We start from the raw sequence: 7429 nt of genomic DNA on the forward strand, positions 1-7429 counted from the left end.
GTCGGAGGCCCGCGCCGCGACCTGCCTCGAGCGGGCGAAGGCCGCCGACGAGGACCGCAGGGCCGCCCAGCGCGCGGCGGACGACGCACGCCGTACCGCCCGCGCGCTGCGGGCAGAACGTGCCGAGATCGCCGGAGCGCCCGAAAGCCTGCCGGAGCAGGACGACCGGACACCCCGCCCCTCGCTGCCCGCGCTGCGCGAGGCGTACCGTGCTGCCTCCCAGCTCTACGAGAAGGTCGGCGTCGGAGCGGACCTGCGCGCCGAACAGGCCCGCGCGGAGAGCGACGAGAGCGCCGCCCTCGCCGAACTCGACCGGCTCACCAACAAGGTCCGTACCCGCGCCGCCCAGCTCCTGGAGGGCACGGACGGCGCCGACGGGCCCTCACGCCAGGCGGCCGTCGTCCGCGCCGAGTCCCTGGTGCAGATGCTGGAGACACGGGCCTCCGAGGCCAGCGAGAAGCTGGGCCGGCTGCGCGGCGAGGCCGAGCGGCTCGCCCCCGCCGACGGCGAGGCGCACACCGAGCTGCCCGAGGACCTCGTCCCCGCCGACGCCGAGCATGCCCAGACCCTCCTGCGCACGGCCACCGCGGGGCTGGCCGCCTGCAACGACACGTTGGAGACGGCCCGCTCCGCCCATGCCGGACTGCTCCACGCCCACCGGGCCGCGGAGGACGCGGCGGGCGGCTTCGACGAGACGGCCGCGCTGCTCCGCGACCTGCTGCGCGACCACCACCAGGACGACGAACCGGCGCAGAGCCCGGAGCCGTACCCCGGCACCCTGGAAGAGGCCCGCCACTCCGCCGCCGAGGCGCGCCGCTCGCTGCGCGGATGCGCCACCGACCTGTCCACCGCGGAGGCGGCGGTACGGGAGGCGAGCGACGTGCTCGTACGGCACGCCAACTCCACCCGTTATGAGCAGGTGCGCACCCCGGCCCGGCAGCAGATCCGCGAACTGCCCGCCGCCGCGCTGCCCGAGCACGCGGCCAAGTGGGCCGAGGCGTTCGCGCCCAGGCTGCGCGTGCTCACCGACGAGCTGGAGCAGCTCGAGCGCAACCGCGACACCATCGTCGACCGGCTGCGCGGCCTGGTGGAGTCCGCGCTCGCGACGCTCCGCTCGGCCCAGCGGCTCTCCCGCCTGCCGGAAGGACTCGGCGAGTGGTCGGGACAGGAGTTCCTGCGGATCCGATTCGACGAGCCGGACCAGGCGACCTTGGCGGAGCGGCTCGGCGAGGTCGTCGACGAGGCGACCCGCGCGGCGGTCAGGAAGAACTCCGACCTGCGCAGGGACGGGATGTCGCTGCTGCTGCGCGGAGTGCAGGCCGCCCTCGAACCGCGGGGCGTGGCCGTGGAGATCCTCAAGCCCGACGCGGTGCTGCGCGCCGAGCGGGTGCCGGTCGGGCAGATGGGCGACGTCTTCTCCGGCGGCCAGCTGCTGACCGCGGCCATCGCCCTGTACTGCACCATGGCCGCGCTGCGCAGCAACGACCGGGGCAGGGACAAGCACCGGCACGCCGGGACGCTCTTCCTCGACAATCCCATCGGGCGGGCGAACGCGACGTATCTGCTGGAGCTCCAGCGCGCGGTCTCCGATGCGCTGGGTGTGCAACTCCTCTACACCACCGGGCTGTTCGACACGACGGCGCTGGCGGAGTTCCCGCTGGTGATCCGGCTGCGCAACGACGCGGACCTGAGGGCGGGTCTGAAGTACATCAGCGTCGAGGAACATCTGCGCCCCGGTCTGCCGCAGGTGGACCCCGCCGACGCGACCGTGCACGGGGAGATCACCGCGACCCGTATGTTCAAGCGGGCGCCGCTGCCCGGGCAGACGACGGGGGAGCAGTCCGCGCCCCGCTCCCCGGACACGGCCGCGCACGGTCGGGCATAGCGAGCCGCGGAGCCACGCGACCCCCGGCCACCTGCCGGGCGGCCGTCGCTGAGCCGTGCGGCGGTACGGCGCCATGCCTCGTGCCGCACGGCGCACCGAGAGCGCTTGGTGCCGCACGGCGCACCGAGGGCGTCGGGGTGGCGCACGGCGTACCCACGGCGTCTGGTGCCGTACGGCGTGCAGGCCGCCGTGTTCGCGTCGGCGGCACAGGCCCCAAGAGCGTCTGGTGCCGCCCAGCGCACCGGCGCTACGCCTGGGAGAGCCTTCCGCCGGACCGTTGCCGTATGCGTGACGCCCCCCTCGCGGCGGCGCGGGCGGCCCGGCGGGCCCGGCGGCGGTCGCGGCGCAACTGGCGCGCGGTGCTGCTGGGGACCGACACCACGCCGTTGCGCTGGTTCCACACCTGGCGGGTCACCCACACGTCGAGCACCGCCCAGGTGGCGACCACCGTGCCGGCCACGGTGCTCAGCACGAACGGGAAGGCCAGCCACGCCCCGGAGAGTGTGAAGAGCAGGGCCGTCATCGCCTGAATCATCGTCAGCGACACGATGATCACCGCGCGGACAGCGGCTCTGCGGACAGGCTCGGCCATACGCCTTCTGGTCGCCGGCTCCTCCACCCAGAGCTGCCGCGGCACATACAGGTCGTCCGCCGTCGGCGTCGCCTCACGACGCTCGTCCGTGTCCATGGATCGTGTCACTCCCCACCTCAAGTCCGACTTAACGGTGGCTGCCCGGATTCTGCCGTCCTACTCCGGTTGCCGCACAACCGCAGCGCATCGCACTGCACTTCACGTGCCCCGGAATCCCGATCCCCCGCCGACAACGGCCGGATCCTTGTGCGTGGCGAGTGCGAACCCTCGGCGCCCCCGCAGGGAATGACGTACGGCCGGGCGCGATGATTCCCGCAGAGCGAAGAGATCCAGCCATCTGCCCGGGTCCCGAAAACGACGTGCCGACGTCCTCGCCCCGTACTCGCGGTAATGCCATCTCCACGAATACCGGGACATCCCATGATCAGACGGCGTTACGAAGGCCGAAAACCGTCCGGACGTGTCTTCGAGATGCCTGTGCGTCAGTAGTAGGCTCACGCCGTTTGCTGACGGAACACCACCCGCACCGTGCGGGTCGAGCAGGGGGAGGCCATGCGCTTTCGCGGGAAGTCCATCCGCCGGAAGATCGTGGCGCTGCTGCTCGTCCCGCTGCTGTCGCTGACGGCCCTGTGGAGCTTCGCCACCGTACTGACCGGTCGGGAGGCGAGCCAGCTGCTGGCGGCGAGTTCCGTCGCGGAGCAGGTCGGCAAGCCCGTCGAGGACACCATCGACGTTATCCAGAAGGAACGCCGGCAGACGCTCGTGTACCTCGCTGACCGGCGTGCCTCGGGCGCGCAACAGGCCATGAACACAGGCCGCCAGGCCACGGACAGCGCCGTCGCCGCCGTGCGCCGCAACGCGGAGTCGTCGTCGGTCCGCGACGACCTGACCTCCGACTCGTCGCGCCGGCTCACCTCTCTGATCGAGGCGTTCGACGGGCTCGACGCCCTGCGCCGGTCCGTGGACACCAACACCGTGACCCGCGCACAGGCGCTGGAGTTCTACAACGGCCTCATCGACCCGTCGCACGGATTCCTGCTGACCCTGCACGCCCTCGACGACGTCGAACTCGAACGTCAGGGCCGCGCACTGGTCGGCCTCTCACGGGCCCGCGAGATGCTCTCCCGCGAGGACGCGCTGATGGCCTCCGCGCTGACGACCCGGAAGACGACCGCACGGGAGATCCGCGAACTCACCGACCACGCCGCGCACCGGCAGGTCTACTACGAGACCAACCTCGAGATGCTGCCCGCCCGCGACCGGGGGACGTTCCAGCAGTACTGGCGCAGCCCCGAGACGGCGCCCCTGCGCGACGCGGAGGAACGCATCATCGCCGCCGGGCCCTCCGACGGGCTCCCGCCGTCGGAGGCCGAGCGCTGGCAGCAGGCCGCCACCCCGGTCCTCGACAACCTCGACCGCGAGGCCTCCGACGCCCGCGACCGCTACCAGGACCGGGTCGAACCCGCCGCGTACGGCGTGCTGGTCAAGGCGGGCGTCGCGGGCGTGCTCGGCTTCCTCGCCCTTCTCGTCTCCGTCATCGTGTCCGTCCGGATCGGCCGCGACCTGGTCCGCGACCTGTCCCGGCTGCGCAAGGAGGCCCACGAGGTGTCCGGCGTGCGGCTGCCCAGCGTCATGCGCCGCCTCGCCGCCGGAGAACACGTCGACGTCGAGACCGAGGCACCTCGGCTCGAGTACGAGAAGGACGAGATCGGTCAGGCCGGTCAGGCCCTCAACACCCTCCAGCGGGCGGCCGTCGAGGCCGCGGTGCGCCAGGCGGACATGCGGCGCGGCGTCTCCGAGGTGTTCGTCAACCTCGCCCGCCGCAACCAGGTCCTGCTCCACCGCCAGCTGTCGCTCCTCGACACCATGGAGCGACGCACGGAGGACACAGAGGAATTGGCCGACCTCTTCCGGCTCGACCACCTCACCACCCGTATGCGGCGTCACGCGGAGGGCCTGGTGATTCTCTCGGGTGCGGCGCCCTCACGGCAGTGGCGCAAGCCCATCCAGCTGATGGACGTGGTGCGTGCCGCGGTCGCGGAGGTCGAGGACTACGAGCGCATCGAGGTGCGCAGGCTGCCGCGCATCGGCGTCGGCGGCCCCGCCGTCGCCGACCTCACCCACCTCATAGCCGAACTGCTCGAGAACGCCACGGTGTTCTCGCCGCCGCACACCGGTGTCCAGGTCCTCGGCGAGCGGGTCGCCAACGGCTTCACCCTCGAGATCCACGACCGCGGTCTCGGCATGGCCGCCGACGCCCTCCTCGAGGCGAACCTGCGGCTCGCGGAGACACCCGAGTTCGAGCTCTCCGACACCGACCGGCTCGGCCTGTTCGTCGTCAGCCGCCTCGCCCAGCGCCAGAACGTCCGCGTGTCGCTCCAGCAGTCCCCGTACGGCGGCACGACGGCCGTGGTCTTCATACCGGCGGCCCTGCTCACAGAGGCGCCGGAGACCCAGGGCACCGGATTCCGGCTCGACCGCAAGAGCGAGAGCGCCGCCGGCCGGCGCGACGGCAGGCAGCCGGCCCTCTCGAAGCTGCCCAGCGGCCTCGGGGCGGCCGCCGTCCTGGACGGCCCCGTCGAACTGGAGGCCCCGGTCGGCGCGCTGGGCCTCGACGAGCGGGACCGCTCCCTCCTCGGCGACGACCGGCCCGTGCCGGCGGACGCCGGCCGCCTCGCCGACATCGAGGACAGCGAGAGCGAGCGGGGCGGCATCTTCCGCCCGCGCCGCCGCGGCGACGCGGCGGGCGAGCACCACCAGCAGGCCCCGGAGCAGTCGGAGGAGCACCGTTCCGGCCCGGTGCCCCTCCCGAGACGCAGGCCCCCGACGCTCGTCGCCGATCACGGCCGCAGGGTCGACGAGCGAGGCGTGGACGGTCGCGGCCATCCGGCCCCGGAGCCGGGGCGGGCCGAGCCCACCCCGTTCGCGAGGCCGCCGCTCTCGGCCGCCCCCACACCGCTCACGTCCGACCGCCGCGACCGCGGCAGGTCCGGGCCGGCGCCCGTGCCGCCGTCCGGCGACGCGGCACGACCGTGGCCCGCGCGGCAGCCCGACGAAAGCCCCGCGCCAGCCGCTCCGCTGCTGGACGGCCTGCCCCGCCGCGTACGGCAGGCCAGCCTCGCACCCCAGCTCCGTGCCTCGGCCGCCGCTGCCGCGGAGCAGAGCGCCGCCTCCCCGGCGGCGGGCGGACCGGAGCGTGACGCGGACGAGGTCCGCAACCGCATGGCCTCCATGCAGCGCGGCTGGCAGCGCGGCCGCCGCCGCAACGCCGAGGAGGCCGCGGCAGAACAAGGCACCGACCCGGCCGTCGGCGACGGCCGGACCGCACCAGGATCGACATCGGAGGGGGACGGTCGATGACCGCACCGCACGCCGCAGCAACCGACGCCACAGGGGACCGGTTCGGGGCCCAGCGCCCGGGTGGTCTCAACTGGCTCCTCGATGAGCTGGTGGACCGCGTCGCCAGTATCCGCAAGGCCCTGGTGCTCTCCAGCGACGGCCTTGCCACCGGTACCTCCCGGGAACTCACCCGCGAGGACAGCGAACACCTCGCCGCCGTCGCGTCCGGCTTCCACAGCCTGGCCAAGGGGGTCGGCCGCCACTTCGACGCGGGCCAGGTCCGCCAGACCGTCGTCGAGCTCGACGAGGCGTTCCTCTTCGTCACCGCCGCGGGGGACGGCAGTTGCCTGGCCGTCCTCGCGGACGCCGACTCCGATGTGGGTCAGGTGGCGTACGAGATGACGCTGATGGTCAAGCGCGTCGGAGCGCACCTCGTCACCGCGCCACGGACCGGTCAGGCCGCCGGAGGGTGAGGCCATGAGTGAATCGCTGCGGCACGGCCGCAGGTCGCACCACTGGATCGACGCCGACGCCGGCCCGGTGGTGCGCCCGTACGCGATGACCCGCGGCCGCACCAGCCATGCCGGCCGCCACCGGCTCGACCTGATCGCCCTCGTCGTGCCGGAGGCAGCGGCCGACGACCCGGGCCGTGACCAGACGCTCTCGCCGGAACACGTCGAGATCGTCGAACGCTGTGGCAGTACTCCCCAGTCCATCGCCGAACTGGCCGCCGGTCTCGACCTGCCCGTCGGTGTGGTCCGTGTCCTCGTCGGCGACCTCGTCGACGACGCACTCGTACACGTAACCCGTCCCGTTCCGCCGGCCGAACTGCCGGACGTGAGCATTCTCCGCGAGGTGATCAATGGTCTTCGGGCGCTCTAGCCGCCGCAAGGCGCCGATCGAGCCGGTGACGCTGAAGATCCTGGTGGCAGGCGGCTTCGGCGTCGGCAAGACCACCCTGGTGGGCGCGGTCAGCGAGATCAAACCGCTGCGCACCGAGGAGACGCTCACCGAGGCCGGACGGCCGGTGGACGACATCGCCGGCGTCGAGGGCAAGACGACCACCACGGTCGCCATGGACTTCGGGCGGATCACGCTCCGCGAGGACCTGGTCCTTTATCTGTTCGGCACCCCCGGGCAGGACCGGTTCTGGTTCCTGTGGGACGAGTTGGCGCAGGGCGCGCTCGGGGCGGTCGTCCTCGCGGACACCCGCCGCCTCGAGGACTGCTTCGCGGGTGTCGACTACTTCGAACGCAGGGGCATCCCGTTCGCGGTCGCCGTCAACTGCTTCGAGGGGGCGAACCGTTTCCCGGAGGAGTCCGTGCGGGCGGCCCTCGATCTCGACCCAGAGGTGCCGCTGCTGATGGGCGACGCGCGTTCCCGCGAATCGGTCAAGGACATCCTCGTCGCCGTCGTCGAGCACGCACTGACCCGCGCCGACCAGGTCCGCGAACACGCCGCGACCGCCGGCACCTGAGGCCGGGCGCGTACCCCGCCCCGCCGGGCACGCACCCCCGCCGGTACCTGCCCCTGGCCCGTACTCTCGTCGGCACCTGGGACGGACACGGCCCGTATCCCCACCGACCGGGGTACGGGCCGTGAGCTTTTCGCCC

Annotated in this window: 5 protein-coding genes and 1 pseudogene; 5 read left to right on the forward strand and 1 reads right to left on the reverse strand. The window is 73.0% G+C overall.

Annotation, left to right across the window (positions count from 1 at the left end; genetic code table 11):
• Positions 1-1885 (forward strand): annotated as a pseudogene (locus ACWGH4_RS26925) (hypothetical protein); the annotation flags it as partial.
• Positions 1886-2132: 247 nt separating this feature from the next.
• On the opposite strand, the gene ACWGH4_RS26930 reads toward ACWGH4_RS26925, so the two are convergent.
• Positions 2133-2573, reverse strand: coding sequence for a hypothetical protein (locus ACWGH4_RS26930; RefSeq protein ID WP_441265225.1), 441 nt, complete (start codon positions 2571-2573; stop codon positions 2133-2135).
• Between the two features lie 456 nt (positions 2574-3029).
• Between ACWGH4_RS26930 and ACWGH4_RS26935 the strand changes: the two genes are divergently transcribed.
• From ACWGH4_RS26935 to ACWGH4_RS26950, 4 genes are read left to right on the forward strand one after another with little or no spacing between them, the layout of a single operon-like run.
• The gene (locus ACWGH4_RS26935; RefSeq protein WP_453465506.1) at positions 3030-5837 is read left to right on the forward strand and encodes a nitrate- and nitrite sensing domain-containing protein; all 2808 of its coding nucleotides are present in this window, start codon (positions 3030-3032) and stop codon (positions 5835-5837) included.
• Positions 5834-6289 (forward strand): roadblock/LC7 domain-containing protein, encoded by a 456-nt coding sequence (locus ACWGH4_RS26940; protein WP_159693960.1) that lies wholly within the window; start codon positions 5834-5836, stop codon positions 6287-6289. The genes ACWGH4_RS26935 and ACWGH4_RS26940 overlap by 4 nt, the downstream gene beginning before the upstream one ends.
• 4 nt (positions 6290-6293) lie before the next feature.
• Positions 6294-6698 (forward strand): DUF742 domain-containing protein, encoded by a 405-nt coding sequence (locus ACWGH4_RS26945; protein ID WP_005320095.1) that lies wholly within the window; start codon positions 6294-6296, stop codon positions 6696-6698.
• Positions 6679-7293 carry a GTP-binding protein gene (locus ACWGH4_RS26950; protein WP_005320097.1) on the forward strand — a complete coding sequence of 205 codons (615 nt, stop codon included), beginning with the start codon at positions 6679-6681 and terminating at the stop codon, positions 7291-7293. The genes ACWGH4_RS26945 and ACWGH4_RS26950 overlap by 20 nt, the downstream gene beginning before the upstream one ends.
• The last annotated feature ends 136 nt before the right edge of the window (positions 7294-7429 follow it).

Source organism: Streptomyces sp. NPDC054847 (assembly GCF_053610925.1).